General features: G+C 66.3%; 30 protein-coding genes and 1 other RNA gene. 8 read left to right on the plus strand and 23 right to left on the minus strand.

Annotated elements, in window-relative coordinates; all coding sequences use genetic code 11:
* The first annotated feature begins 2 nt into the window (after nucleotides 1–2).
* Together rsgA and FHX72_RS05175 are read left to right on the plus strand one after the other, a co-directional pair.
* The gene (rsgA, locus tag FHX72_RS05170; RefSeq protein WP_068480092.1) at nucleotides 3–1,064 is read left to right on the plus strand and encodes a ribosome small subunit-dependent GTPase A; all 1,062 of its coding nucleotides are present in this window, start codon (nucleotides 3–5) and stop codon (nucleotides 1,062–1,064) included.
* Nucleotides 1,065–1,089: 25 nt separating this feature from the next.
* Nucleotides 1,090–1,905 (plus strand): inositol monophosphatase family protein, encoded by an 816-nt coding sequence (locus tag FHX72_RS05175; protein ID WP_068480089.1) that lies wholly within the window; start codon nucleotides 1,090–1,092, stop codon nucleotides 1,903–1,905.
* A 45-nt stretch (nucleotides 1,906–1,950) separates the two neighbouring features.
* Here FHX72_RS05175 and FHX72_RS05180 read toward each other — a convergent pair whose 3' ends face one another.
* Nucleotides 1,951–3,498 (minus strand): MFS transporter, encoded by a 1,548-nt coding sequence (locus FHX72_RS05180; protein WP_183623389.1) that lies wholly within the window; start codon nucleotides 3,496–3,498, stop codon nucleotides 1,951–1,953.
* A 159-nt stretch (nucleotides 3,499–3,657) separates the two neighbouring features.
* Here FHX72_RS05180 and FHX72_RS05185 point away from each other — a divergent pair, with 159 nt between their 5' ends.
* The 3 genes from FHX72_RS05185 to FHX72_RS05195 all read left to right on the plus strand — a co-directional run bounded on the left by FHX72_RS05185 (nucleotide 3,658) and on the right by FHX72_RS05195 (nucleotide 5,493).
* A complete protein-coding gene (locus FHX72_RS05185) occupies nucleotides 3,658–4,233 on the plus strand; it encodes a septum formation family protein (RefSeq protein ID WP_068480083.1) in 576 nt (191 codons plus the stop codon).
* A 9-nt stretch (nucleotides 4,234–4,242) separates the two neighbouring features.
* Nucleotides 4,243–4,686 (plus strand): septum formation family protein, encoded by a 444-nt coding sequence (locus FHX72_RS05190; protein ID WP_068493216.1) that lies wholly within the window; start codon nucleotides 4,243–4,245, stop codon nucleotides 4,684–4,686.
* A 192-nt stretch (nucleotides 4,687–4,878) separates the two neighbouring features.
* On the plus strand, nucleotides 4,879–5,493 hold the full coding sequence (locus tag FHX72_RS05195) for a DNA-3-methyladenine glycosylase I (RefSeq protein WP_183623391.1): 615 nt from the start codon (nucleotides 4,879–4,881) through the stop codon (nucleotides 5,491–5,493).
* A 106-nt stretch (nucleotides 5,494–5,599) separates the two neighbouring features.
* On the opposite strand, the gene ssrA is transcribed toward FHX72_RS05195, so the two are convergent.
* Nucleotides 5,600–5,968: a transfer-messenger RNA gene (gene ssrA / locus FHX72_RS05200) on the minus strand.
* A gap of 171 nt (nucleotides 5,969–6,139) precedes the next feature.
* Here ssrA and FHX72_RS05205 point away from each other — a divergent pair.
* Entirely contained in the window at nucleotides 6,140–8,212 is a 2,073-nt protein-coding gene (locus FHX72_RS05205; RefSeq protein ID WP_183623393.1) for a hypothetical protein, read from the plus strand.
* Nucleotides 8,213–8,310: 98 nt separating this feature from the next.
* On the opposite strand, the gene smpB is transcribed toward FHX72_RS05205, so the two are convergent.
* The 8 genes from smpB to FHX72_RS05245 form a co-directional block, all read right to left on the minus strand.
* On the minus strand, nucleotides 8,311–8,787 hold the full coding sequence (gene smpB, locus FHX72_RS05210) for an SsrA-binding protein SmpB (protein WP_068480072.1): 477 nt from the start codon (nucleotides 8,785–8,787) through the stop codon (nucleotides 8,311–8,313).
* A gap of 91 nt (nucleotides 8,788–8,878) precedes the next feature.
* Nucleotides 8,879–9,790 carry a permease-like cell division protein FtsX gene (ftsX, locus tag FHX72_RS05215; protein ID WP_068480069.1) on the minus strand — a complete coding sequence of 304 codons (912 nt, stop codon included), beginning with the start codon at nucleotides 9,788–9,790 and terminating at the stop codon, nucleotides 8,879–8,881.
* On the minus strand, nucleotides 9,787–10,629 hold the full coding sequence (gene ftsE, locus FHX72_RS05220) for a cell division ATP-binding protein FtsE (protein WP_183623395.1): 843 nt from the start codon (nucleotides 10,627–10,629) through the stop codon (nucleotides 9,787–9,789). The genes ftsX and ftsE overlap by 4 nt, the downstream gene beginning before the upstream one ends.
* Before the next feature lie 83 nt (nucleotides 10,630–10,712).
* A complete protein-coding gene (prfB, locus tag FHX72_RS05225; protein WP_068493209.1) occupies nucleotides 10,713–11,828 on the minus strand; it encodes a peptide chain release factor 2 in 1,116 nt (371 codons plus the stop codon).
* Nucleotides 11,829–11,882: 54 nt separating this feature from the next.
* Entirely contained in the window at nucleotides 11,883–12,350 is a 468-nt protein-coding gene (locus FHX72_RS05230; RefSeq protein WP_183623397.1) for a hypothetical protein, read from the minus strand.
* Complete coding sequence (locus FHX72_RS05235; protein ID WP_183623399.1) at nucleotides 12,347–12,784, minus strand: hypothetical protein; 438 nt, start codon at nucleotides 12,782–12,784, stop codon at nucleotides 12,347–12,349. Before FHX72_RS05235 ends, FHX72_RS05230 begins: the two co-directional genes overlap by 4 nt.
* Nucleotides 12,774–13,199: a TadE family protein gene (locus tag FHX72_RS05240; protein ID WP_282858502.1), complete on the minus strand. Its 426-nt coding sequence runs from the start codon at nucleotides 13,197–13,199 to the stop codon at nucleotides 12,774–12,776. The genes FHX72_RS05235 and FHX72_RS05240 overlap by 11 nt, the downstream gene beginning before the upstream one ends.
* Nucleotides 13,200–13,309: 110 nt before the next feature.
* A complete protein-coding gene (locus tag FHX72_RS05245) occupies nucleotides 13,310–13,609 on the minus strand; it encodes a DUF3263 domain-containing protein (RefSeq protein ID WP_183623401.1) in 300 nt (99 codons plus the stop codon).
* Nucleotides 13,610–13,683: 74 nt separating this feature from the next.
* On the opposite strand from FHX72_RS05245, the gene FHX72_RS05250 reads away from it, so the two are divergent.
* Entirely contained in the window at nucleotides 13,684–13,956 is a 273-nt protein-coding gene (locus FHX72_RS05250) for a hypothetical protein (RefSeq protein WP_183623403.1), read from the plus strand.
* Nucleotides 13,957–14,027: 71 nt separating this feature from the next.
* Complete coding sequence (locus FHX72_RS05255; RefSeq protein WP_183623405.1) at nucleotides 14,028–14,630, plus strand: PASTA domain-containing protein; 603 nt, start codon at nucleotides 14,028–14,030, stop codon at nucleotides 14,628–14,630.
* Between the two features lie 153 nt (nucleotides 14,631–14,783).
* On the opposite strand, the gene FHX72_RS05260 is transcribed toward FHX72_RS05255, so the two are convergent.
* The 13 genes from FHX72_RS05260 to FHX72_RS05320 all read right to left on the minus strand — a co-directional run bounded on the left by FHX72_RS05260 (nucleotide 14,784) and on the right by FHX72_RS05320 (nucleotide 24,834).
* Nucleotides 14,784–15,386 carry a hypothetical protein gene (locus FHX72_RS05260; RefSeq protein WP_183623407.1) on the minus strand — a complete coding sequence of 201 codons (603 nt, stop codon included), beginning with the start codon at nucleotides 15,384–15,386 and terminating at the stop codon, nucleotides 14,784–14,786.
* A 124-nt stretch (nucleotides 15,387–15,510) separates the two neighbouring features.
* Entirely contained in the window at nucleotides 15,511–15,828 is a 318-nt protein-coding gene (locus FHX72_RS05265; protein ID WP_183623409.1) for a hypothetical protein, read from the minus strand.
* Nucleotides 15,825–16,352: a hypothetical protein gene (locus tag FHX72_RS05270; RefSeq protein ID WP_183623411.1), complete on the minus strand. Its 528-nt coding sequence runs from the start codon at nucleotides 16,350–16,352 to the stop codon at nucleotides 15,825–15,827. Before FHX72_RS05270 ends, FHX72_RS05265 begins: the two co-directional genes overlap by 4 nt.
* Nucleotides 16,352–17,191, minus strand: coding sequence for a peptidoglycan recognition protein family protein (locus FHX72_RS05275; protein ID WP_183623413.1), 840 nt, complete (start codon nucleotides 17,189–17,191; stop codon nucleotides 16,352–16,354). Before FHX72_RS05275 ends, FHX72_RS05270 begins: the two co-directional genes overlap by 1 nt.
* Nucleotides 17,184–17,573, minus strand: a complete 390-nt coding sequence (locus FHX72_RS05280) for a hypothetical protein (protein ID WP_183623415.1) — start codon at nucleotides 17,571–17,573, stop codon at nucleotides 17,184–17,186. Before FHX72_RS05280 ends, FHX72_RS05275 begins: the two co-directional genes overlap by 8 nt.
* 66 nt (nucleotides 17,574–17,639) lie before the next feature.
* A complete protein-coding gene (locus FHX72_RS05285; protein ID WP_183623417.1) occupies nucleotides 17,640–18,092 on the minus strand; it encodes a hypothetical protein in 453 nt (150 codons plus the stop codon).
* Nucleotides 18,093–18,660: 568 nt separating this feature from the next.
* Complete coding sequence (locus FHX72_RS05290; RefSeq protein ID WP_183623419.1) at nucleotides 18,661–19,002, minus strand: hypothetical protein; 342 nt, start codon at nucleotides 19,000–19,002, stop codon at nucleotides 18,661–18,663.
* 14 nt (nucleotides 19,003–19,016) lie between these two features.
* Complete coding sequence (locus FHX72_RS05295; protein ID WP_183623421.1) at nucleotides 19,017–20,996, minus strand: right-handed parallel beta-helix repeat-containing protein; 1,980 nt, start codon at nucleotides 20,994–20,996, stop codon at nucleotides 19,017–19,019.
* A gap of 12 nt (nucleotides 20,997–21,008) precedes the next feature.
* Complete coding sequence (locus FHX72_RS05300) at nucleotides 21,009–21,482, minus strand: hypothetical protein (RefSeq protein WP_183623423.1); 474 nt, start codon at nucleotides 21,480–21,482, stop codon at nucleotides 21,009–21,011.
* Nucleotides 21,475–21,714 (minus strand): hypothetical protein, encoded by a 240-nt coding sequence (locus FHX72_RS05305; protein WP_183623425.1) that lies wholly within the window; start codon nucleotides 21,712–21,714, stop codon nucleotides 21,475–21,477. The genes FHX72_RS05300 and FHX72_RS05305 overlap by 8 nt, the downstream gene beginning before the upstream one ends.
* The gene (locus tag FHX72_RS05310; RefSeq protein WP_183623427.1) at nucleotides 21,711–22,304 is read right to left on the minus strand and encodes a M23 family metallopeptidase; all 594 of its coding nucleotides are present in this window, start codon (nucleotides 22,302–22,304) and stop codon (nucleotides 21,711–21,713) included. The genes FHX72_RS05305 and FHX72_RS05310 overlap by 4 nt, the downstream gene beginning before the upstream one ends.
* A 9-nt stretch (nucleotides 22,305–22,313) precedes the next feature.
* Entirely contained in the window at nucleotides 22,314–23,660 is a 1,347-nt protein-coding gene (locus FHX72_RS19605) for a peptidoglycan DD-metalloendopeptidase family protein (protein WP_183623429.1), read from the minus strand.
* 13 nt (nucleotides 23,661–23,673) lie between these two features.
* Nucleotides 23,674–24,834, minus strand: a complete 1,161-nt coding sequence (locus FHX72_RS05320) for a hypothetical protein (protein ID WP_183623431.1) — start codon at nucleotides 24,832–24,834, stop codon at nucleotides 23,674–23,676.
* Nucleotides 24,835–24,843 lie beyond the last annotated feature (9 nt).

Genomic DNA, 24,843 nt, shown 5'->3' on the forward strand with positions numbered 1-24,843 from the left:
GCATGTCCCGCTCACTCGGTGACGCGTTCGACGCCTACGGCGACTGGGACGAAGACGACATCCGCGTCCGCCCCAACCCGAAAGCGAACAAGCCGCGCTCCAAGCAGCGCCCGAAGCACGCCGATGCGGTGACAGGACGAGTCGTCACGGTCGACCGTGGGCGCTACACGGTCTTGCTCGACGAGGGCACGCCAGAGGAGCGCACAGTTACAGCCGCCAAGGCCAGGGAGATCGGCCGGACGGCGATCGTGACGGGTGACCTCGTCGACATCGTCGGGGACACGACGGGAGACGCGGGCAGTCTCTCTCGCATCGTGCGTATCTGCGACCGCAAGACGCTGCTCCGCCGGAGCGCCGACGACACCGACCAGGTCGAGCGCGTCATCGTCGCGAACGCCGACCAGATGCTAATCGTGGCGGCAACCGCGCAGCCGGAGCCGCGGCCCAGGCTCATCGACCGGTACCTGGTCGCCGCGCTTGACGCCGGCATCCAGCCGTTGCTTGTCCTGACCAAGACGGACGTTGCCCCGGCGGATGAACTCCGCGCACTCGTCGAGCCGCTCGGTGTGAAGGTCTTCGAGTCTCGTCCGGGTGGCGAGCCGATCGATGAACTCCGCGCCGCCCTAGCCGGGCACACCACCGTGGCCGTCGGCCACTCGGGTGTCGGGAAGTCGACGCTCGTCAACGCCCTCGTGCCCGGAACGCTCCGCGAGACCGGAGTCGTCAACGCGGTGACGGGTCGCGGGCGGCACACCTCCTCCTCCACGCTTGCCGTCCGCGTGGAAGACGCAGACGCGCGCACCGGCTGGATCATCGACACCCCCGGGGTTCGCTCCTTCGGGCTCGGGCACGTCGATCGCGACAACGTGCTGCGCGGCTTCACCGAGCTTGCCACGATCGCCGAAGAATGCCCTCGCGGCTGCACGCATCGGGCCGACGCCCCCGACTGCGCACTCGACGACGCCGTTCGCGAAGGAGCGCTCGACGCAGCTGGCATCGCCCGGCTCGACTCACTCCGACGCCTCTTCATGTCGCTTGATCAGGCGGCAGACGCGGCCTACTAGGCGGCTGCTGGCCTAGGCTGAGCGTGTGGCCACCGAACTCCTGCATCCGCTCTCCTCCGACCTCCGACTCGCACGGGAGCTCGCCGACATCGCCGATGCGATCTCGATGAAGCACTTCAACTCACGCTCGCTCGGGGTGTACGAGAAAGAAGACCGGACGCCGGTGACGGATGCGGACCGCGCGGTCGAGCAGGCGCTGCGGGCACGGCTTGCGGAGACTCGGCCGAGCGACTCGATCCTCGGTGAGGAGTATGGCTCGCAGGGCACCTCGCGTCGCCAGTGGATCATCGATCCGATCGACGGCACCGCGAACTTCATGCGGGGCATCCCGATCTGGGCCACCCTCATCTCTCTCGTCATCGACGGCGTTCCCGAGGTCGGGGTCGTCTCGGCTCCCGGCCTCAACCGGCGTTGGTGGGGCGCGACCGGCCAGGGCGCGTACCTCGATGACGACCTGAGCGACAGCGACGTCGCGACCGACCGTCGTATCCAGGTGAGTGCGGTTGACGAACTCGAGCGAGCATCCCTCAGCTACAACAGCCTGAAGGGCTGGGACGAGGCAGGGCGCTCCGCGCAGCTGCTCGAGTTCAGCCGCGCGATCTGGCGCACGCGCGCCGTCGGCGAGGTCTGGTCGTACATGCTGGTCGCCGAGGGAGCCCTCGAGATCGCCGGCGAGTTTGACCTCCAGCCGTACGACATGGCGGCGATCGTGCCCATCGTCGTCGAGGCGGGCGGCACGTTCACGAGCATGGACGGCGAGGAAGGGCCCTGGCACGGCAGTGCCCTCGCGACCAACGGGCTGCTGCACCAGCAGGCGCTCGAGGCGCTCGCCGCGCGCTGAGCAGGCCGCTGATCCTGCCGTTGCGCGCGGCGGCCGCGGCCGAGGTCAGTTCGCGGCGAGGAGCTCGCGCTCTCGCCTGCGGTGGCCGACGAGGTCGACGATGGCCACCACGAGCGTGAGGCAGGACAGTCCGATGACCACGATCAGGCCGCCAGCGATGGAGGCCTTGTACGCCTCTTGCACGGCGGGTGAGCTCGTGTCGGGACCGGAAGCTCCGACGACCTGAAGCGCGGCGACCCCGGCGAAGAAGACGGAGCTGCCGATCGCCAGTCCCATGGCGTTGCCGAGGCGCTGGCCGACCTGCGCAAACGATCCGGCGATGCCCGCCTGCTCGACGGGAACGTGCAGGAGCATCCGCATCTGGTTGGCACCCATCACGAGGCCAGCGCCAGCGCCGGAGATGATGAGGGACGCGCTGACGAGGTAGGGCGAGAGCTCAGGTTCGGCGAGCTGCGTCACGACGAGCACAACGGCGTAGCCGACCGCGAAGAGCGCAACGCCCACCGCGACGAGGGTGGCGCCGTGCTTGAAGGTCCACCTGCCGGACACCGCCGCGACCACCGCCGAGGTGAGCGCGTACGGTACTGAGACGGCGCCGACCAGCACTGCCGGATGCTCGAGTCCCTGTTGCAGGAAGAGCGTCACGAGGAGGAACCCGACCGGCATCGCCGCGAAGAAGAGCGTCGTGATGAGCACCCCGTACCGGTACGAGGGCGTGCGGAACAGCGCGAAGTCGACGACGGGCGTCTTCCCGAGACGCAGGTAGCGCCGCTCCCACAGGACGAAGCCCGCGAAGAAGGCCAGCGCAGGCACGAGCAGCCACCAGCGGGCCGGGTCGTCCGTGCTTCGCCCTGAGGTCAGAACAAACGGCAGCATGGTCGTGAGGACAGCGAGCCCAAGCAGCGCGACGCCGAAGAGGTCGAGCGTCTGTCCCCGCGCCACCTCCTGCTTCGACGGCAGCAGTCGCCACGCGAACGGCAGCACGAGAAGCGCGAGCGGCACGTTCATGGCGAACGTCCACCGCCACCCGGCTTCCTCACCGAGGAGCCCAATGAGGAGCCCGCCGATCGTCGGCCCGAACGCCGTGCCAAGGCCGATGATCGCGCCGAAGAGGCCAAACGCTCGGCCCCGCTCCTGGCCCGTGAAGAGCTGCTGGATGAGGCCAAGCACCTGGGGCATGAGGATGCCAGCTGCGAAGCCCTGCAGAATGCGGCCGACGATGAGCATCCCGGTGCTGACGCTGAGCGCGCACACAAGCGAGGCGAGCCCGAAGGCGATGAGGCCGATGAGGAACAGTCGCTTCCGGTTCCAGAGGTCGCCCAGGCGGCCAGACGGAACAAGCAGGATGCCGAACGCCAGCACGTAGCCGGCGACGATGAGCTGCACGTCGGAGGAAGCCGCCCCGAGTGTGTGCTCGATCGGGCCGAGCGTGACGTTGACCTTCGCGAGGTCGAGGATCGTGAGCACGGCGACCGCGGCGCACACGGCAAATGCCGGCCAGCGCGAAACCGCCTGGGCCACCTGTCGGGGCGGCGAGGTCTCGTCGAGGCGGGGAGCTGACTCCTGCTTGGGGGAAGTCGCATCTGCTGACATATGGAGTTCATGCTACGCCGCCGACCGCGCACGACGGGCCCCTCGCCAGTTGTACGCAGCTCAGTGGTGATCCTCGGGAATCCAGCCATACACTGGTCGCGTCGCGTCACCACGAGCGGCAAGGAGCTCTGAACCCAGTTCACCCCACGAGGAGCAACGATGCGAACCGCCGCCGTACGAAGCGCCGCAGGCGCGACCCTCGGGCTGACAGCCCTCCTTCTGCTCAGCGGATGCACGCTGGTCACGACCCTTGCCGACGGCGGTTCAGACCCAGTCGTGACGTCGACGACGACGTCGACCACAGAGGCAACGGAGTCGGCAACCCCCACCGAGACCGAGACGCCGACGCCAACGCCAACTGCGGTGGCGGGCACGATGACAGGCATCGAGGACCTGATCGTGGGCGACTGCTTCGACCTCGAGTCCGGAGCCGACGACGCTGAGCTCTTCCCGAGCTGCGACACGCTGCACACCTACGAGGCCTACCATTCCGAGGACATGACCGGCGGCGACACTTTCCCGGGCGACTCGGCCGTGGACACTGCGCTCGAAGACATCTGCTCCGCAGCCTTCACCGGCTTCATCGGCGCCGAGCCCTTCCTCACCAGTTGGAACTACACGGGGATCGTCCCGAGCGCAGAGTCGTGGGCCGGCGGAGACCGCGAGGTGCTCTGCATCGTGACCCCCGTCGACGGCCAGCCAACTGCGGGAACGGCCGAGGGCTCCGCCAGCTAGCCTGGTCTGGTGGCCCACCGAATTCCTGCATCGCTCCTGACCGCGTTCCTCGTCGGCGGCGCCCTGGCCGCCTGCGCGAGCTCACCTGAGTTATCGCGGGCGGTGCCGATCACGGAACTGGGCGTCGGCGATTGCTTCTCGTCGGATGCAGAGCTCACCGTCGCGACGCTCGCGGCGTCCTGCGAGACCCCGCACCTCTACGAGGTCATGTCGACAACGCCGAGCGCGCTCGGTGAGGTGTATCCCGGCGAGGAGGCCCTCGTCGCTGAAGCTGACGCGGTCTGCTCGGCCGGCTTCGAGGGCCTCGGCCGGGACGCGGTTGCTGGCCTCGTGGCGCTGCACCTCGTTCCGAGCGAGGCCAGCTGGACAAACGGCGACCGAGACATTGCCTGCCTTCTCGCGGCCAGCGACGGAACCGAGTTGACCGGCTCTCGCCTGCCAACCGGGAGCTAGCCGCGGACCTTCACGCGTCCCTCGTCTGTGGATGGTCCCTCGTCTGTGGATGGTCCCTCGTCTGTGGATGGGGGAACGTGAGTGTCGGCGGCTCCGAGTAGCGTTCTCCGCACAGCAAGTTCTCGATCAGTGCCGTCCGCGTCCCGCCCGGTCCGCGGAGAATGCAGGATTCCGCTTCAGAGAGGAATTCCCATGCCAGCAACCACCAGCACCTCAGACCTCGTCGTCGGTGAGGACGGACTCGCCCGCCCGCTCTGGGCAAGTAAAGACCAGCTACTCATGGACTACTACGACACTGAGTGGGGCATGCCGATCACCGACGAACGAGGAGTCTTCGAGCGGCTCAGCTTGGAGATCTTCCAGTCGGGCCTCTCGTGGCGCCTCATCCTGCAGCGGCGTCCGCTGCTTCGGCAGGCCTTCGCGGGGTTCGATATCGACGCCGTCGCGCGCTTCGGCGACGACGACTTCGAACGCCTGATGCTCGACCCCGTGGTCATCCGCAACCGACTGAAGATCACCTCGATCATCAAGAACGCACGCGCGGCGGTCGCCCTGCGCGAGAACGAGCCGTTGCAGGAGTTGGTCTGGGGTGCGAAGCCGCTCACGACGCCGAGACCGACCTGCGCAGCCGAAGTACCGACGACCAGCGACGAGTCCCGACGGTTGACCAAGCAGCTCAAGGCTCGTGGATTCGGCTTCGTCGGTCCAACAAATCTGTTTGCGCTCATGGAGGCGATCGGCATCGTCGATACGCACTTGGTCGGCAGCCACAGGAGGGGCTCGTCGGGCGTGTGGCCGGAGAACTGACCAAGTTGACGACTCCTTCGGGAGGCTGCCCTCGCAGTTCAACAACAAAGCCCCGGCCGAACAGCGAGATGCTGGGCGGCCGGGGCTCATGTTCATGACGTGGGTTTCGTGGAGATGGGGGGAATCGAACCCCCGTCCACAACTACGAAACCGCGGCTTCTCCGGGTGCAGTCTGTCTACTGTTCTACTTGGCTCCGATCATGGGGACAGACACCTTGATCGACGAGCCCAGTTCCAGTGCAAGTCCCGTGGTGCCCTGAAACACAACACCACAGCAAGTTCCCTTAATGACGCCAGCTACCGGAGCGGGAACTCCCCCGGGCTGACGGACTATCGGACTCGCTTAAGCAGCGAGGGCGAAGTCGGTGCGCTTAGCGTTAGCACCTATGTTTTGCGAGGGGCGTTTACGAGATAACCCCGCATCCTCGACCCGCTTCACGCCGATTCACCAGTCATGTCGAAACCGATCATCCCCGTGAGCCGAGTCTCCTCGGCGGCGTTCCACGTCATGAACACTGTTGAGTTACAACTGCCAGCAAATGTGGCATCTCCTAAACATACGTCAAGACGACCGAGAAGTCCACGTCATGGGGTGCTCAGGGCAAGCCTGAAGGCGATTCCCGGGAGGACCAGTAACCTGAACCCCATGAGCGGCAATGACTTTGAAGGATTCGGGCGCCCGAATTGGCAGAAGCCCGAGAACGGCGACGAACACGCCCAGGAGTCCGGGGGCGAGTCTCAGGAAGCACTGGCGGGTGACGCCCCGCAGTCCGAACAGCCTCAGGCGCCTGAGCACCCAGAGGTGAAGGAGCACCCCGGTGTGGCTGGCGAGCCTTCGGGGCATGAGGGTTTCGGTGCCCACTTCGGGCGGCCGTCCGAGCCCCAGGCGGATGACTCCACCCCATCAGCTGGTGGCTACGAGGCGCCCGCGGCTCCAACCTGGCCCTCCGCCACCGAGCAGGCGGCACCGGCGGATGCGGAGAGCGCAACCCCAGAGCCGGTGATCGACCAGGGGTCCGCGCCAGACCAGAACAGCACCGAGGTCCTCGGATTCGGCGAGGGAAACCAGACCGCAGTCCTGGGTCGCGGCGACAGCAACCAGACCGAGATCCTCGACGGCGCAGCTTCGGCAGCGCCGAGCTGGGAGCAAGCCCCTCCACAGGAGCCGGCCGCCTGGAACAGTCAGGCACCCGCCGCCCCTCCCGCACCGAGCTGGGAGCAGCAGCCGTCTGCCCCCGCGTGGGGCCAGTCCACGCAAGAAGGTCAAGACGCACCGACCACGCAGACCCCTGCCTGGAACGCACCGGACGCCGGCCACGCAGCTCCCGGGCAGGACGGAGGCGGCTTTGCAGCGCCTGCCTACGGTGCGGTGAACAGCGCCCCGAACTATGGCGGAACGAACGAGCCGCCGGCATTTGGCTCGACAGCGCCAGAGGCTGCGGCTCCCGCGGTTGGCGCCGCCTACGGCGCACAGCAGCAGTCGGGTGCCTGGAACGGCACCCCCGAAAACCAGACACCGGCTCCCTTCGCTCCTGGCCAGGCGCCGGGGCAGGCCGCCGGCGCACCGGCCTTCGGCGGCAACGGCGGGGGTGGCTTCCAAGGCGGAGGCCCCGCCGGCCCGAACGACTTCGGCAACGGGGCACCCACCAAGAAGCCCTGGTTCCGTAAGCCCGCGATCCTCATTCCTGCGATCATCGGCGTTGTTGTCCTCGTCGGTGCCGCGGTGGCGATCCCGGTCACCATTCACAACAACAACGTGAACAAGGGCGACGAGCTCGCAGCAGCGTTCCAGACCGACCTCGACGCGCACTACGCCGACTGGACTGACGAGAACCTGGATCTCGCCTCAAACGTGACGATCTCCGCGTCCCTCGGCGAGAACACCGACTTCTTCTCACAGTCGGCGGCCCAGATGGCGGACTTCTCGGCACGCTGCGGGAACGTCGCGACAGCCGAAACCACGATCACCGACCTGGCCGGATCCACCGTGCCATTGCTCACCGTCGAAGACGGTGCCGATGCATCCGAGGCGTACAAGGCCGCGCAGACGGAAAGCGACGGGCTCAACGACCGCCGCGACATCGTCGCGAACTTCGCCGACACGGCAAGTGCCGACGTCGCTGCACTCCAGCAGTTCTGCGAAGCGTTCCCGAAGTACAACTCGATCTACAACACGTTCGGCACACAGCTCGCGGCGCTCTCCACGACCGTGTTCACCATCCCGAACGGTCAGAACATCGACCTCGGCAACAACCTGTACTACCCGTGCAACGTGTCGACGGGATGCCCTGACTACAGCGACCCGAACATCGGCACGAAGATCGCCGACGCCATCAAGTCGACCTACGTCGACTTCTACCGCGGGATCGCCGACCTCGCCGCGTCCGAATGCTTCCTCGATGAGCTCGCCGACGTGTGCACGAGCTACAGCACCGAGTTCGGCAAGGCCGCGGACGCCGCGCAGGCGGCCTCCGATTCGTACCGTTCGGAGACGCTCAACCTGACCGTCGGGGCGGTACCGTTCGGGAATTCCGCTCCGCTCTTCACGGCGATGTTCGACTCGTTCGACGCCGCCGACGCGGCCGTGCAGACGGCCTGGTGGGGTGCTGACCCCTCCTCCGACGGGCAGACCGACCGCGGTTGGCAGTCGCGCAGCCTGAAGACGCTGCTCTCCGCCCACGAGAGTTCGATCGCAACGCTCGTTGAGAGCGTGCGCTAGCGTCCGAACAGCAGACAGAGATGCGGCCCCTGATCCACTGGATCAGGGGCCGCATCTCTGTCACGTGCCTGCACGGTATCGCCCAGGCGAACTCGGGGCTACTCCCCCATGTACTTCCGCGAGGAGACGGCGCGGTCAGCCTCACGCTTGTCCTGGCGCTCGCGCAGGGCGTGGCGCTTGTCGAACTCGCGCTTGCCCTTCGCGACGGCCAGCTCGACCTTGGCTCGACCGTTCAGGAAGTAGAGCGTGAGCGGGACAAGCGTGTATCCGCCCTCTTTGGTCTTCATTGCGAGCTTGCGGATCTGCTCCTTGTGGAGCAGCAGCTTGCGCTTACGGCGCGGGGCGTGGTTGTTCCAGGTGCCCTCGAGGTACTCGGGGATATGCACCGCGTCGAGCCATGCCTCACCGCGGTCGATGTACGCGTATCCATCGACGAGGGATGCGCGCCCCTGGCGCAGCGACTTCACCTCGGTTCCGTTGAGCACAATGCCCGCTTCGAGGGTGTCCTCGATCAGATAGTCGTGCCTGGCTCGACGGTTCGTCGCGACAGGCTTTGTCCCTTGCTCCTTTGGCATGGCCTCTTCCTCTCTCGACGGCAAACGATGGACAGCCCGCAATCTTACGACACGGGCTGTCCATCGGTCTACCTTGCGGGTTGTGCGTGCGTCAGACCTTCAGGTACTTGTTGATCGCGATGCGCGCGGATACCCAAGCGAGCAGCACGCTCACCACGAGGAGCACGGGGACCGCGAGCAGCGCCTCGGGAACCCCGATGAGGGAGACGAACGGGAGCTGCCTCCCGAGGTAGCCCTGAACAAAGAAGTGGGCGATGGCCAGCGTCGCCCCTGAGGCGAGGACCGCGCCGATGAGGGCCGCCACGATTCCTTCGAGGATGAACGGCGCCTGGATGTAGCGGTTCGAGGCTCCAACGAGTCGCATGATGCCAATCTCGCGACGTCGACTGATGGCCGAGAGGCGGATGGTCGTCGCGATGAGGAGCGCTGCAGCCACGAGCATCACGATAGCGACGCCGATCGCTGAGAGGCTTCCGACGTTGAGCAGCGCGAAGATGCTCTCGAGGTACTGCCGCTGATCGGTCACCGCTTCCACACCGTCGTAGCCCTCGAGCTGCTCGATGATGATGTCCGCCTGGTCGGGGTCCGTGAGCGTGATGAGGAAGCTCTCGGAGAGGTACTCGGGCTCGACGAACGAGACGATCGGGTCGCCCGCGAACTGCTGCTGGAAGTTCGCGTAGGCCTGATCCTGATCTTCGAACTCGTACTCGCTGATGTACGGCGTGAGCACGGCACCCTGCAGGGCGGCCTCGACGGCCTCCCGCTGCGACTCGCTTGCCTGACCTCCTGCGCAGTTCGGGGCGCTCGAGACGGAGGAGCACAGGTCTACGGACACCTGAGCGCGGTCGTACCAGAACGACTTCATGCTGCTGATCTGCTGCTGCATGAGGATCCCCGCGCCGACAAACGTCAGCGAGACGAAGGTGACAAGCACGACGGAGATGACCATGCTCGAGTTGCGACGCAGCCCCTGCCACATCTCCGCAAATACGCGGCCGATCATTTGACGTCTCCAGTGTTCTTCGTGGTCGATTCGCCGGCGACGCGCGAGGCGATCGAGTCGGCGATGGATGTGGGCGCGTGCGATTCGACTTCGGCTTCGTCGTCCTGCTCGAGCTGGTTCGCGGCCTCCGTCTCGGCCTCGGTCAGCGGGACGACGCCCGGCTGGTAGACGCCGTCGGACTCGTCGCGCATGATGACGCCGCCATCGAGCTCGATGACGCGCCTGCGCTCCTCGTCCACGATCGAGACGTCGTGGGTGGCCATGACGACGGTCGTGCCGTTCGCGTTGATGCGGGTCAGGAGTCGCATGATGCCGCGGCTCGTGACGGGGTCGAGGTTGCCGGTCGGCTCATCCGCGAGCAGGATGTCTGGCTTGTTGACGACGGCGCGTGCGATCGCGACGCGCTGCTGCTCGCCGCCGGAAAGCTCGTGCGGGAAGCGGTTGGCCTTGTCGCCGAGGCCCACGGTCTCGAGCACGTCGGGGACGGCCTTCGCGACGTGGCCGCGCGACTTGCCGAGCGCCTCGAGGGCGTAGGCGACGTTTTCGAAGACGGTCTTGCCTGCGAGGAGGCGGAAGTCCTGGAACACCATGCCGATGCTGCGCCGGTAGTACGGCACCTTGCGGTTGGAGATGCGACGCAGGTCCTGACCGAGCACGTGGACCTGCCCACGGCTCGGTGCGTCTTCGCGGAGGATGAGGCGGAGGACGCTGGACTTGCCGGAGCCGGAGGGCCCGACAAGGAACACGAACTCACCGCGCAGCACCTCGAAGGTGATGTCGTCGAGTGCGGGGGCGGCGGTGCCAGGGTAGACCTTGGCGACGTTATCGAATCTGATCATGGCGCTAACAGGGTAGGCACCGGATGGGCTCCTGCCCTGCGCGACATGCAGAACACGTCAGACGTGGCCGTTCCGGAGTCGCGCTACGCGGCGTCGGCGTCTCCGCGCTTGCGCCAGCGGATGCCGGCTGCGATGAACGCATCGATGTCGCCGTCGAACACCTTGTCGGTGTTGCCGGTCTCGTGCTGGCTGCGGAGGTCCTTGACCATCTTGTACGGCGCGAGGACGTAGGAGCGCATCTGGTCGCCCCAGCTCGCGGTGATGTTGCCGGCGAGCTCCTTCTTCTGCGCGTTCTCCTCTTCGCGGCGAAGCAGGAGGAGGCGAGACTGCAGGACGCGCAGCGCTGCCGCGCGGTTCTGGATTTGGCTCTTCTCGTTCTGGCAGCTCACGACGATGCCGGTCGGCAGGTGCGTGATGCGAACGGCCGAGTCCGTCGTGTTGACGGACTGGCCACCTGGGCCGGACGAGCGGAACACATCCACTCGCATGTCGTTGTCTGGGATCTCGATCGACTCGGTCTGCTCGATGAGCGGCACGACCTCGACGGCGGCGAAGCTCGTCTCGCGGCTGCCGGCGGAGTTGAAGGGGCTCATGCGTACGAGGCGGTGCGTGCCTGCCTCGACGGAGAGCGTGCCGAAGGCGTATGGGCTGTCGATCTCGATGGTCGCCGACTTGATGCCCGCCTGCTCGGCGTAGCTCGTGTCGAGGACGGAGACCTTGTAGCTGTGCTGTTCTGCCCAGCGGAGGTACATGCGAAGCAGCATCTCGGCGAAGTCGGAGGCGTCGACGCCGCCGGCTCCCGCGCGGATCGTGATGACAGCTGGCCGCGGGTCGAACTCGCCGTCGAGCAGCGTCTGCACTTCGAGGTTGCCGATGACCTTGGTGATCGACTTGAGCTCGGCCCGGGCTTCCTCGGCCGTGTCCTCGTCTTCCATCTCGACGGCCATCTGCGCGAGCACTTCGAGGTCGTCGAGGCGCTGCTCGATCTCGTCGAGGCGCTTGAGGTCGGCCTGCGCGTGGCTGAGCGCCGAGGTGACCTTTTGCGCGTTTTCCGTGTCGTTCCAGAGGTCGGGGACGGATGCTGCGGCTTCGAGCTCCACCACCTTGGCGCGGAGCTTGTCGGGGTTGAGCACGGCGCTGATGTCTCCGAAGGTGCTGCGCAGGGCGGCGATCTCCGAGGCGAGGTCAAGGTTGATCATGATCCCCCAAGACTAGCCGCCAGGGCTGTGCGGCGCGGTTCGGCTCGCGAGGTGTCAGGACAGCACGACCCTGGCGTCGCTTGAGACGGTGAGCTCAAGGCCGGAAGGCAGGAGTACGTGCGCGAGCGGCGGCGTCCAGTGCCCGGTGATGACGACGTGCGCGGTGACGCCGTCTGGTGTCGCGGCCGAGTCGAGGGTGATGCTGTCTGGTCGTGCCCCGGCGAGCTCCTCGAGCGTGGCGAGGGCGCGGTCTTCCACCTTCGCCGAGTCAAGCACCGGCTTGAGCTCACCTCCCTCGAAAACCGCGTCGGCTGCCGTGAAGCTCTCCGAGGCCGAGAGCGCAACGGCGTCGGCAAGCGTGAGGAGGCGCTTGCGTTCGATGGACAGCGAGGTCGCGGCCACGAGCACGTATGCGGCGGTGAGGCCGATCATGAGGTAGACGAGGATGAGCGGAAGCACGCTGCCTCGCTCGCTGTGCGGCGCTTCCAGGCATTCGCGCACTCGCTGCCGTGAAGCGGTCATGTGGAGAGCCCGAACCGTGTGACCGTGAACGAGGATGTGGCGCTTGTCGGGATCGAGAGTGGCGCCGCTCCTCCCGTGAGGTTCGGTGCGAGCGGCAGAGGCACCGTAATCGTGACGGTGACGGTCACCACGGCGCCCGGGGTGGCGCAGTTGCCGTCTGGGCTGCTGCAGCGCACCTCCTGCGCGACGGTGTGGGGTTCGAACCCGTGGTCGGCCGCGGCGAGCTCAATCGTGGTCTCGGCGAGGGCTTGGGTCTCTGAAGACTCCGGATCGTCGGCGAGCAGGCGCGCCGCGCTTCGCGCCGCGGATTCTCCGGCGACGCTCGCCCCTTGCAACGCGGACAGGGTGAGCATGAGGTATGCGAGCGGCACGATCAGCAGGGTGCCAAGCGTCAGGAATTCGAGCGAGGCGGAGCCCCGGTCGTCACTCAACATCCAGGGTCTCCATGGGTGCATGGCTGGTCACCTCCAGGGTTTCCGGGAGGCCGAGGAGACCGATGAGGGGAAGCGGCGAGCGCACGGTGACGGCGACGACCGGCGCCCCGTCGAGCTCGGTGGTGCTGGCGTCGACGTCCGTGGCGTACCCGGCGCCGAGGCTCGTCGTGATGAGGGCCGCCGCGCGATCTTCCCCCGCTTCGAGGCCGGCTCCGAAGAGGCCGGCGTGCCTCGCGCCTTCACCGGCGGCGTCGAGGAGTGTCGTGCGCACGTAGAGCGCGAAGCCCACTTGAAGCACCGTGGCGGTGAGCATGAGGAGCATCGCTGACACCATGACCCACTCCGCGACCGCGGATCCCCGATCCGCGCTGAACCGAGCCGTGCAGCCGCGAAGGCTCGAGCTAGCTGAAATCACTGACTCGAGTGATCGCGTTCTCGAAGACGTTCACGAGGAGATCACCGGCGACGGTCCAGAGGAGAATCACAATTCCTGCCGACATTATCGTGACTGTGGTCTGACCCCTCCTACGATGCGAGCTCGTTCCGGACGTGCTGCGTTGCAGTCTCCATCCGCTCTATGCGGCGCCGCGCTCGAGTACCCGCCCGTGCATCAGCTGCCCGCTTGCGCCATGCCGCGAGCTGTGGGAATGCCTCGATCGCCGCCGGCTTCGCGAGCACTACCGCGAGCGCTCGGTAGTACGTGGCCGGAGTCAGGGAGATGCCAATTTCGCGAGACAGCTCGCGAATCCCGGCCTGCTTATGAGCAGAGTGTCGGAGGTGCGCCGCCTCGAACTCGAGGATCCGGCGTTCGATGTCGGTGAGCATGCATTGACGCTACGACGGGCCGCCGACATTGCGCGGAGAGGTCACTGTCGGTGGCCCGTGCGAGCATCCCCGGCATGAGCACCACCATGAACGACCTCGTCGACGTCGAGCTTGAAGACGGCCGGCCGAGCGTGTTCTGGTGGCAGCGGTTCCCGTACGTCGTGCGCGACGGCGAACCCTTCTACCGACGCGTCGCGGGCCGCTGGTGGGCAGGCGAAGCGGACCCGCGCAAGCTGGACGCCGAGCACTGGCGAGTGACAGCGCAGCGCGACGGTGATCAAGAGAAGCTCTACGACCTGCGTTGCGACCCCGACGGGTGGCGCCTCGTCCTCGCGTGGGACGAATAATCACCGGGTAACCGCTCAAACTGCTTGGCCTGTATCTTCATCGCAAGCTCCCCACCCAGCGAAGGACGACGATGCAGACCACCTTGAAACTCACCCTGGCAGCCACCGCCGCCCTCTCACTCGCAATGCTGACCGGGTGCTCCGGAGGCACAACGAGTGCGGCCCCCGAGCCCGCCACCGAGACCTCGGCCCCAGTAGAGCTCAGTGCCGTCCCCGACGTCACCGGGCTCGACGGGGCGACCGCCAAAGACACACTTGAAGAGGCCGGATTCCTCGTCGCCATCGACGGCGGCGACGAAGACGTCCTCATGCCCTCCAACTGGACCGTCGACGCCTACTCGCCAACCGAAGCCGAACCCAGAGCGAAGATCACCCTGACGGTCTCCAAGACACCCACACCGCCCGCCGAAGCCACCGCCACCGGACTCACTGCTACCTACGCGCAAAGCGCCTGCACACAAGCTATCGACGCCGAGTTCCCCTTCGGTGCGGATCAGCACTGGATCCTCGGGAAGCTAGCCGAAGAACTTCAAGCGGACACCGACCGCTGGTTCTTCAAGGTCACCGTCGACGTCACCAACGCCTCCGGAGCCACTCAGCACGACGTCAACGTCGAGTGCTACGTCAGCGGCACCAACGACGCCCCCAGCGTCGAACCCCTCGTGTACTACTAGACGAGCGAACACAACGAAACCGCCCCATCTCCACGAGGGAGATGGGGCGGTTTCTCGGATCGATCCGGCCCTAGTCACACGCCCCGACCCTAGGAGACAAGTGCAGGCTCGGTTAATCTGAGCGCATGGCAAGACTGATCTACTGGGGAGTGCTCACGATCGTGGGCGCTCTATTCCTTCTGCTCGGTCAGGGCCTCTTCGTTCAGGTTCCAGCGGCTCTACTGTTCGCGTATTCAGTCCTGGCGATGGGGCGGGCGGCTCGAACGTCTGAGTCTGGCTCACCGTCTCGTTGATCATCTGCTGGACGTCGTCCTCGGTGATCGTCTCGTTCTGGTTCCAGCTGGTGAAGAGCGCCATGAGCGCAATCAGGACGGCCACCCAGTCGGCAACACTGCCGTACTGCGACCGATCGACTTTCTCGAGAGCAACAGCACCCACCGGTGTGGCGGCCAATGCACGCTCCACGTTCTTGGCGATCCGCTCGTAATCGACTCCGGAGTCCGCGAGAGTCTCCGACGCCCACGCGAAAACAGTCCGCATGCGGCGCTGCTGCTGAGGAGTGGGCTTCAGATTCGCGTGCAGGTTGCCCTTGCTGTCATTCGTGTACGTGCCAGCAATGATCGTGGCCATCTGCCCACACATCGGACAATTCGTCGAACCGCCATCCATCGTGAAGTTCCCAGGGCCCTCGATGTGCACTACGCCGTGCACCGCAATAGGCCCGTGTTTTGGACAGTCGGCGATGATCTCGGTCATGTCGTTAACCTAGGGCACGATGAAACCGCCCCCTCCCGCGAAGCGTCGTCCCGGGTGTCCGGGATCGCTTCAGCGAGAGGGGGCGAAGTCGTAAAGATCGGGTGTTGGATTATTCGCGATCTATTCAGGCGGCGTGCTTGCCGCCAACGTTCTGCAGGGCCGTGCTGGTGCCGGTCGGCTTCCAGATGCCGTAGTGCATCCCGACCGCGATGAGGAACGTCGGGAGCGCGAGCAGGAGCCCCGTGCCAACGTCGTACAGGGTGCCGCCCTGCCACGCGGAGATCGCCTCCGCGAGCAGCGCCGACACGAGCGAGAGCCCGGCAAGGAGCCACGCCTTCGTCGCGCTCGAAGTGACCCGCGTGGTGACGAGGCCCACAAGCAGCGGGAGGATCACGGCAAGCACCAGCTGGCCGATGAGGACGGGGTCGAGGGTGAAGATCACGTCTCGTCTACCTTTCGTTCGAGCGCGCGCTCTCGCTTGCGCAGTTCTTTGAGTTCTTCGTCGTGGGTGTCGAGCTTGTCCGCATGCCGGCCGAGGTCTTTGCGGATGCCGCGCACGTCAGCGGCTCCCGCCTCGAATCGGTTCTCCATGCGGTCCCAGAGGTTCTGGATCTTGTCGAGCAGCTGGTCGTGTTTGGCGTCCATGTCGTCGCGCATCACCCCCGAGTGGGAGTTCTGCACCTGGTCCTGGACGGCCGCAGCCGATTTTGAGGTACGCAGCAGGATCGGCCAGAGAATCGCCGAGACCGCGCCGACCTGGATCAGAGTGACCTCCACGAGCTTCCCCGAGAGCATCGGCTTCCCGTCGGCCCCGTCAATCGCTCCGAGAGCGATGACGAAAACGACGACGCCGACCGTCGTGACTGCCGTCCACATGAGCGACCGGTTTCGCTTCTGCGTGTGCGGGTTCGCGGTCGGATCGTGGATCGCGCGAACCGGCCGCGAAGACGTGGACGGTTCCGACATCAGGCGCCGAGCTTCTCGGCGATCCGGTGGAGGATGCCGCCCTTCTTCGCGTCGCTGAGGTCGTTGATCACGCCTCGCACGATGTACGAGCCGTTCGCCTCGCGGGCGAGCTCCGACACAGCGGAGATATCGGCGTCGTTCATGCGAACGGGCTTGACCTCGAGGCCGAGCTGCGCGCGCATCGTCTGGATGGACGCAACGCGGGACATGGAGGCGATGTGCGCGACGCCACCTTCGTAGACGTAGAGCGCGCCAGTCTGTGCGCTCTGGATGAGGACGGGAACGGACATGATTTCCTCCAGCTGCTGGTTGAGTGATGGTGTGCCGGCAACGAGGGCCTGGCGCTTCCGCTCGGCCTCGTTCCCGATGTAGTCGAGCGGCATTCCGCCCGGGCATGCGGTCGAGTAGGAGACGCCCCAGCGGCCGAGCATTTCGCGGTGGCCGTAGAGGTTGGAGCGGCTGATCGTGAAGCCGTTTCGGAAGGCGACGTCGGCGGCGAGTGTGGCGATCGCCTCGATGTTCTCGGGCGACTGCGGCCACCCGGATGCGTCGCCGACGGCGGCGTTGACGCACTCCATCGTGAAGGCCTGCGAGTCGCGCGACGCGGACCCGGAGGTCCAGGCGCGCGACTCTTCCTCGACGACCTCGTACAGCTGCCCGCGGGGGCCGACGACGGCGTTGGCGGACACCTGACGGGATCCGCTCGTCATTATGTTGATGGTCTGGGAGGCGGAGCCGTTCGCGGTGTGGTGGAGCTGGAGCTCGATGATGCGCGACCCGAAGCGCGAGGACTTCTGGTGCGTGGGGTGCGTGCTCGTGTAGAGCGTCGACCTAGACAAGGCGCTCCTCCTCGGGGATCTCAACGAACGGAAGTGCTTCGATGGGCTTGCCCTCGAAGCGGGGACCTTCCCAGCGGATGACGAACACCCAGGCGACTTCGCAGGAGTCCTCTGGCTCGAGGTCTCCGATGCGCGCGGCGCCGGGGACGTCGTGCGCGACCGTGATGCCGGGGTGCTCCGACTCTGGGTGTCGGTCGAAGTACGCGGCGAGCTCCTGGTTCGCCTCGCGCGACAGGTCGGGGTGGTCGAAGGGGATGCGGAAGCGTCCGTCTTCGGTGGTGATCGTGAGGGCGGTGAACCGCCCGTCGGTGTCCTGTTCGAGGACGTCGAGCAGGCCGCTGAGGTGCTGTCCCTCGGGGAGCAGCGCGAGCGCTTCAGACATGTGATGACTCCTGGTTTGCATGAGAAAAGCCCCGCCGGAGGGCGAGGCTTGAGAGATGAGACGAAGCTAGACGGCAGTCCGCGCCCAGAGTGCGGGGAGGTGTCCGCCGCCCCACCCGTTCGGGCTGTTGGTAACTCCGGCCGAAGTCAGCGAAGCCGCATCCAGGCCAGGTAGGTCCACAGTCACCGGCAGCGAACCGTTCGCCCACCAGATCGACTGGCGAGCGTCCGCGGGCGGCCATGAGAGCCCTTGCGTCTGCGGTCCACCGAAGTACGGAGCACCTGCCACCCAGTTCCCGGTGTTGCTGGCCGTGTACGCCCCGTACATGTATTGGCCTGCGGGGAGCACCCACCGGCCCGCAATCTCTTTGAGGCCCGCCGACGAGAGGTCGAACGTGCCAATCGGCATGTACCGCCACACTGTTCCGTCGAGTCGCCAGAGTTGGAGCAGGACGGTGACGCCCGCCGCTGCGCCCACCGCTCGGATGCAGAAGCGGTCATAAACGCGCGATGAAGCCATGACGAGCGGCTGGACGATCGTCCCGCCTACCGAGCGCGCGGTCGCCGTGCTCCACGGCGGAATAACCACGTCAGCGTGACCGGCCGGCGCTTGCGGCACGGGGAAACCCGCCACACCGTCGCGTCCGGCTGGCCCAGGCACAGTCGAGGCAGCCCCGGGAGGCCCCACAGGGCCGGGAACCGTCGACGCAGCACCAGGTGGGCCAGTCACCCCCGGAGGACCGACCGGACCGGGCACCGTCGACACTGGCCCCTCGGGGCCGCGCTCGCCAGGAGGGCCAACAGGACCGGGCACGGTGGAGTCAGCACCGTCACGGCCGTCGACCCCGTCACGCCCAGGCGCTCCCTGCGGGCCTGGCACGACCGAGTCGGCACCGTCCCGCCCCGGAACTCCGTCGACGCCGTCACGGCCAGGCAGGCCGCGCTCACCGTCAACGCCATCGCGTCCGGCAGGACCAGGAGGGCCAACCGGGCCAGGGGGCCAGGCTCGCCGTCAATGCCGGGCCGGGGCGCGGGCATATCGCCCACCGTTCCGGATACCGGTCCCGCGTCGGTGATGTTGCCCTCGATCATTCCGTGACCCCCTCGCCCCAGGTGATGACGCCCTTGCCGATCGAGATCGGGCCGGCCGGGCCGTCGCCCTTCACGTCCCACCGCCACGCGACCTCGCCGAGCTCGTCGCCGAAGTCGTCAGCGGACGGCGCCGAGATGCGGAAGATGCCCTGCGCCTTCTCTGAGTCGTCCACCGCGAGCACGACGACTCGATCGCCGTGCTTCGCGGTTCCGCGGAAGTTCGACCAGTCCGTAAAGTCGAACGGCTGTCCGCTCGACTTGATCTGGAACCGACGCGACCACGCATCCGAGCCGTACGCCGTGTAGCAATTGCCGAAGTCGTACGGGAATCCCTGCATGCTCTTCGTCCTCCTTAGCCGACGACGTTGCCCACGGCGTCGAGCCACCGCGTGCCGTCCGACCAGATCGGCCGGTTGAGGTTCGTGTCGAACAGGAACGCGCCCGCCTCGACGCTCGCCGCGGTGGGGCGGCCAGACGTCGTACTCGTGGCGCCCTTAATCGGGTACGTCGCGCGCAGCTGCCCGTTTGAGCGGCGGATGACGATGCCACCACCCGAGATGAACGTGCCCGAGTTGTCGTAACGCACGAACTCGAGGTCGCCACCGGTGTTGCCGCTGCCCTCGGCGGTGTTTGACATGCGGAACGCCCACCGGTCGACGCCGTCCGTCTGGAACACGATCGTCCGGTACGTGGCGGTGGGGCCGGTCATGCGCAGGAGCGCCGCTGCCGTGCCGCCGATGGTTACGCGCGAGGCGATGTCCACGTTGCGGTTATAGATCTTCGTGTTGCCGTTCTCTGGTGTCTCCTGCAGCTGCTGACGGTTGCCGACTGCGGTGTTGTGGAGCATCGTGCCGTTCGTCACGCCGGCCAGGTTGACCGCCCAGTTCATCACTGGCGTCGCCCTGTAGTCGACGATGATGTTGTGCGCCACGGTCGCGTTCGACACGGTGCCGGCGTATCCCGAGGTCATGGAGATGCCGTAGTTCTGCGACTGGTCGGTCGATGCGATCGCCGTGCCCGTCAGGTTCGTCGCCGAACCGGGGTTGATGATCGTGTTCCCGATCACCGCGATGCCGTCGACGCCACGGAACGAGACGCCACCGCGAGGCGGATCGATGAACGTGTTCCCCGAAATCGTCACGTTGCGGGCGAGGTGCGTGGGGCTGGCGAGGTTCCCCGAGGGCCAGCCAGTGACCGAGACGCCGCGGCCGTGGATCGCGTTCTGCTCATCGACCGGACCGCGGTAGAAGCGGTCAGCGGTGTTGCCGATCACCGTCACGTTGCGAGGCCCGTCGTCGAGGCTGATCGCCCCGTACCCGGTGCCCGAGATGTTGTTCGCCGCGACGAGGATGCGCTCGGGGCCGCGGCCACCCTCGAAGCCGGCCGTCCAGATTCCCCAGTAGCAGGAGTCCTCGATGCGGTTGCCGATGACCGTCACTGACTGGCATCCGCGGGACACGGACACACCGTTGTCGCGCGAGCGCCGGACGAGGTTGTTCGTGAACTGCACGTCGGCGCAGTAGATGAAGCCGGAGTCGAGGCAGTTCTCGACGAGGGAGTTCGTGACCTTCGCGTACCCCTTGACGCCCTGGAAGTACATCGGGAGGCCGGTGGCGAGGTTCTTGAAGGCGCAGGAGTCGATCTGGATGTCGGTGCACGATTTGCCGGTGGGAAGCGGCCCCATCGTGTCCTCAGCCCAGGCGCCGGTCGCGCGGATGGCGATGTTGAATGACACCCCCGACGTCGTTCGACCGCGCTGCGGGGCCGTCGTGTCGTCGACGGCGTTCCCGAGGAAGGTGATGCCGTAGAAGGTGATGCCGCGGGCGTTGCCGGTCGAGTTCGCGAACGCGGAGTCGATCGCTTCCATGCCCTTGATGGTTGTCGCGTCGCGGCCGTTCCCTGAGATCGTGCAGTCCGTGAGGCCTGAGTAGTCCACAGGGACGTGGAACAGGTACGAGTTCGATTTGCCGAGCACTCGTCGGATGCCGAACGACTTCGCCTTGTTGATCGCACGCTGCCACGACTCCGACGCGGAGAGGTCCGTGGGGAGGCGCAGCGCGTCGACGTCGACCGTGGACTGCTGGTCGTACTGGTTGTTCAGCGCGGACCGCGTGAGCGACGTCGTCGCCGCGACGTAGGTCGCGAACGCGGTGTCGTTCTCGACGGCGTTCGTGCCCGGGAGGCCCTGCGGACCTTGCACCATCCCGACGTTGCGCGGGAAGAGCATGCCGTTCTTGATCTCATCGAGCCAGAGCGCGCCGAGTGTGATGCGAGGCGTCTGCACGCCGTTGCCGCGCGGCCCCTTGATGTTTGCGAGAGTCTTGTCGACCACAGGTCAGCCCTTCTAGAGAATCAGGATCAGCTCGCCGGTGCCCGTATACGTGCCCGGGTCCGGGTCGCCATCAACGGCGCAGAGCCACCAGCCGCGGTACGTGGGATCTGAGAGGCGGGGGTGCTCGAGCTGGACCCGCACGTTCGCCGGCGACAGCGGCATGTCGAGGAGCTCGGAGACGTCACCGCCGAGCGCGTTGACGTGGAGCGGGTACTGGATCTCTGCCCACCCTTGCGGGGAGCCGTCGATCCAGTCGATGGACATGATGAAGTGGCACGGCGGGCGCAGATCGGTGGTGTTCGCAAGGTTCGCGGTGCCCTTGCCCGTCACCGGGTCAATCTCGTTCCACGGCACCACCACGCGGCGCACCAGCACCCCATCGGGACCGATCGCGCCCTGACGCGACGGCGTGAAGATGACATTCGCCCGGATGTCGCGCGTCGGCGAGAGGCCAAACGTCTTGAGCGTGAACGTGACGTTAGGCACCGGCGTCAACCTCGTCCTGCAGTTGCTCGAGCTCCGTGTGCAGCCCATCGACCCAGGACTGCAACTCTCGAGGTTTCTTCGCGAAGCGGTTCATCGGCATCTCGTCGACGTCACCATTCGCGCGCACGACGACCACCACGGGCTGAACGATGTACTTGACGACCCGCACCTCATCCCGAGGTGCCACATCATCTGTACCCATCTTCGTAGTCGTGTCTGTCTGTTCCGTCATGCTCGCTCTCCCTGCGGTCGGTACATCTGATCGGCAGCGCGCGGGGAACCGACGTCGCTGACGCCGTACTCGCGGAGCACCTGCCTCGGGTTCAGGGCGATCGCCTTCCCAGGCCAGACCTTGATTGTCCGGAAGCACACGTGCGGGCCTCCGGCAGTGCCGCTCTGCCCGACCTCGCCGAGCTGCGTCGTGTGCGTGACAAGGTCGCCCACTTGAACGAGCGGCTCGTTCTGCAGGTGGTAGTAGTGCGTGACCATGAGGCCGTCACTCTCGACGTCCTCGAGGTGCCGAATCTTCACGTAGTTGCCGGCACCGTCTTCGGCATCAGGGTCACCCTCCGCGACCGCGATGTCGACGACACCAGCAGCAGCGGCATACACCGGTGTCCCGAGCGGGGCGCCGATGTCCAGCGCTGGATGCTCCTCGAACTCCCCCGGCGGCGCGTCTCGGCGCTGACGGGGACCGAATCCGCTACCTGGTGTGAACCTCGCAAGCGTCATGTCGATCGGCCAGCGGAAGATGCGTTCTTCCGCGCTTGGCACGTACCGAACCTTGGGCGGGGCGACGAACCCGGCAGTCGTCTGCGACATCGGAGGCTCCTATCCGGTCCAAGGCTTTGTGATGTACCCCTCGGGGTCGATCTGCGTGCCGTTCTGCCACACCTCGAAATGCAGATGCGGTCCCGTGGAAGTGCCCGTGTTTCCCGACAAGCCGATAACCTTCCGGCGTCCGACTGACTGTCCGACCGAAACGAGGACCGACGCGAGGTGCGCGTACAGCGTCTCGATACCGCCGCCGTGATCGACCTTCACGTAGAAGCCCCAGCCGACCGAGGCGCTGCCTCCCGCGAAGACGACAGTGCCGGCTCCGGCCGTTATGACCGGAGTCCCCTCAGCAAAGGACACGTCGACGCCCTTGTGATCGGTCGACCCGACACCGCCAGGCGAATCACGGGGCCCGAAGCCATCCGTGATCGTCGAAGGATCGAACGGCCACTCGAGCGAGCCCATCGGGCCGCCGACGTCCTGCCCGATCGCGATGACGACGTTGCTTTCGCCGGCTGCCATCAGCCACTTACCGCCGTCCGGGACGGAACCGGGCTCAGCGAGCCCGGGAAGGCGAAGCGCGCTGAACTGTGCCGAGCTCGCCGACATGCCCGTCGCGCCCATCTCCGACGTATGACCGCCGGCGGAAACCCGCACGCGGTTGTTGTCGATCGTCACTCCACCAGACACGATGGAGCCGACTACGGTGAGCGTCGACTCGAGACGCGTCGTCCCTGCGAGGGTTGTGGGCCCCTCAGCACGCAGGGAGCCCTCGGTGGTGATGCCGCCGGTGGCCCGGAACGTGTTTGTCACCGTCGTAGCACCGGAGATGGTCAGCGTTCCGCCGAGCTTGGTGTCACCGGACGCCTCGAATGAAGACATCACCTTCGTCGCCCCGGTGATCGAGAGCGCCCCGGTCACGAAGCTGTCGCCGTTGAGGCGGGTGGTGCCGTTCAGGAAAACGTTGCCCGTCGACTTGAACTCGCCGGAGATGTCGACTGCTCCGGTGATGTCAGTCTCACCGGTGATGGTCGTCGCACCCTCGATATCGAAGGTGCCCGTCACCTTTGTGGGCCCACTGAGAAGGTTTGTTCCGCTCAGCGTGTTCGTGCCATCGGCAGTGAACTCGCCCTCGAAGTCGACGGTGCCGTTCGCGTAGAGCGATCCAGCTCCCCCAGGGCCTCCGAAGATCGAAATCGATCCGGTGACTTCGCCGACGCCGTCGAGGAACCAGAGGCCGGTGATGCGTTCTGAGCCCTCGACGATGAGGCCCTCGTCGGAAGCGACACGGAACGTGCCCTCGGTGACCGACGTGTATCCGGACGGGTTGGCGGTGCCGAGGCGCTTGACCTGGCGTGCCAACTCGAGCGACTTGGGAGCCTTCGTGTCGACGATCTTCACGCGGAGCCCCCGATCACCTCGACTGGTAGTCCACGGTCAGGAAGTGCTTGGATGTCGAGTTGTGACCAACGCCGATCACGTACTGCATCGACGTCGACGCAGGGAATCGCTCGTCGCCTGCGTCCTCGAAGGGCATCTTCCAGCCGGGCTTCACATCAACGCCGTAGACGCCAGCACCGACCGGTGCCGCGGCTCGCAGTCCGCTCTCGTACTGCCTGATCGGGAACCGGCGAGCTCGAAGTGCAGCCATAGACAGCGAGTTGAGCTTGGCCGGGTCCGACTCGTTCTTGAACGACTCGGTGGCGTCGATGACGGGCATACCGTCGCGTGAGGGCCAGGTCGGGTCGTAGATGCCGAACCCGAGGCGCATGTCCTCGTCCGAGCCCTTGCCGACGCCGAAGATGCCAGTGACGACCTTCGAGCCGTCTTCGGTGAAGGACAGCTCGTGCAGTGGGTGCTGCCTCGCGCTGACCTGAACGTCGAACGGCAACTCCGGGAACTCGGGGTTGCCCCACTTGGCTTGCCAGTAGAAGTTCCCGGTCTCGGTGTCCCACATCGGCTCGATGTAGATGTCGGGGCCGTTGAACGAGTCCTGCAGGGCAGCCGTGGCTTCTTCGCCGGTGGTGAGCGTCCACTTCTTGTAGTCGGCAACTTCGGTGCCGCCCGTCGCCGGGGGCAACCGAATCGGGAGGTTGAACGCGTTCGGGGAGCCTTCGAGCTCAGGCCGGCGGAAGAGGATCTGCCAGAGCCGCGTGAGCAGCCCTCCCTTGGAGTAGCCAGCCTCGTAGACGTGCGGCGAGACCTCGTAGTTGTTGGTCATCATGAAGTAGCGCAGGTCCGCCAGGTAGCGGAACTCCTTCGAGGTGACTGCGGATACTCCGGTGGTCCGGGACCAGCGCTCGTTGATGAGGATGCCCGCGTACTTCGCGATCTTCGGCCCACCGTCGATTGAGTAGGACGTGACGACCGTCCGGTTGACCTTGCCGAGCAGGTTCTGCCACGTCGCCGGGTCGAGCTTCGTCTTCGCGTCGCGAAGGTGGAAGCTGTGCGACCCGTCGCCGACGCCGTTGAGGACGGTGCGCCAGTTCCAGGAGCTCGGGTGGACGGTCTGGATGAGCTCACCGGTGAGAGTGCTGACGATGTCGTGGTGCCAGGTGATGTCGATCGGGTTCACGACACCCCC

The organism is Pseudoclavibacter helvolus (assembly GCF_014191305.1).
GTDB lineage: Bacteria > Actinomycetota > Actinomycetes > Actinomycetales > Microbacteriaceae > Pseudoclavibacter > Pseudoclavibacter helvolus.